The sequence below is a fragment of the Geodermatophilus chilensis genome, from assembly GCF_002802985.1.
GTDB lineage: Bacteria > Actinomycetota > Actinomycetes > Mycobacteriales > Geodermatophilaceae > Geodermatophilus > Geodermatophilus chilensis.
Map to the genome: position 1 here is coordinate 1 of NZ_NVPT01000342.1, position 1569 is coordinate 1569.

Annotated in this window: 1 protein-coding gene; it reads left to right on the plus strand. The window is 72.4% G+C overall.

What is annotated here, in order from left to right; translation table 11 throughout:
• Positions 1 to 1410, plus strand: a 1410-nt coding sequence (locus CNO22_RS27005; protein ID WP_100502295.1) for an IS1182 family transposase, incomplete at its 5' end; no start/stop codon positions are given.
• Positions 1411 to 1569: the final 159 nt, after the last annotated feature.

Below are 1569 nucleotides of genomic sequence, written 5' to 3' on the forward strand. Positions count from 1 at the left end.
CTGGGCCGGCCCAGCGTGCCCGCGGATGTGGTGGCCGCGGTGCTGGTGCTCCAAGCGCTGGAGGGCCGCTCGGATCGGGAGGCGACCGAGGCCCTGACCTTCGATCTGCGGTGGAAGGCCGCCTGCGGTCTATCGGTCGAGGCGGCGGCGTTTCATCCGACGGTGCTGACCTACTGGCGGCGCCGGCTGGCCGCCTCGCCCCGGCCTAACCGGATGTTCGACGCCGTTCGCGAGGTGGTGCGTGCCACCGGCGCGCTGACCGGTAAGAGCCGGCGCGCGCTGGACTCCACGATCCTGGAGGACGCGGTGTCCACCCAGGACACCGTGATCCAGCTGATCACCGCGATCCGCAGGGTCCGCCGAGAGGTGCCCGGGGCCGCCACCGTCGTCGCGGCCCAGTGCACCGCGCACGACTACGACGACCCAGGCAAGCCGGCGATCGCCTGGGACGATCCGGATGCCCGCGCAGTCCTGGTGGATGCGCTGGTAGGTGACGCGCACCGCCTGCTCGGTCACCTGCCCGAGCAGCAGCTGGAGCCGCGGGGCGCCGAGGCGCTGGCCCTGCTGGCACTGGTCGCCGGCCAGGATGTCGAGCCGGTCGAGGGCAGCGACGGCACCGACGGGCGATGGCAGATCGCCCGGCGGGTCGCCGAAGACCGGGTCGTCTCCGTCGTCGATCCCGATGCCCGGCACGCGCACAAGACCGTGCAGCGGCGCACCGACGGGTTCACCGCACACGTGGTGGTCGAGCCCGACACCGGGCTGATCACCAACACCCGGCTCACCCCAGCCACAGGGGCGGCCAACAGCGACGCCGCGGTGGGGATCGAGCTGCTGGCCGACGACGACACCATCGCCGGGCGCGCCGAGGTGCTCGGCGACTCCGCCTACGGCACCGGTGAAGCCCTCGACGCCCTGGACCAAGCCGGCCACGCGCCGGTGATCAAGCCGTGGCCGCTGCGCCCGGCCGTGCCCGGCGGATTCACCGCCGATGACTTCACCGTCGATGAGGCCGCCGGCGCCGTGACCTGCCCGCACGGGGTCACCCGACCGATCAGCCGCACCCGCGCAGTGACCTTCGGTGCGGTCTGCCGCGGCTGCCCGCTGCGGCAACGCTGCACCAGCGCCGTCCGCGGGCGCACCCTTCATCTCCATCCGCACGACGCCCTTCAGCGAGCGCATCGAGCGCGCGCCGCCGACCCCCAGTTCCAGGCCACCTACCGCCGGCACCGACCTATGGTCGAACGCAGCATCGCCTGGATCACCCGCGGCAACCGCCGAGTCCCCTACCGAGGCGTGGCCAGAAACGACGCCTGGCTACACCTTCGGGTCGCCGCGCTCAACCTCCGCCGCCTGCTCAACCTCGGGCTGACCGGCACCAACGGTCGCTGGACCCTCGCGCCGGCCTGAACCGGAAACGCGGGGCTGGACCCGAGCGGCCACACAGGCGAATGATCGGCTCCAGCGGGCAGGCCGACCTCGTTGTCCAACCCCAGGGTTGTGACCGATCTGCCGCTCGACGGTCATTGATGGCAGCCTGCCCGCCCTACTTGTTCAGCAGGCTCCTAG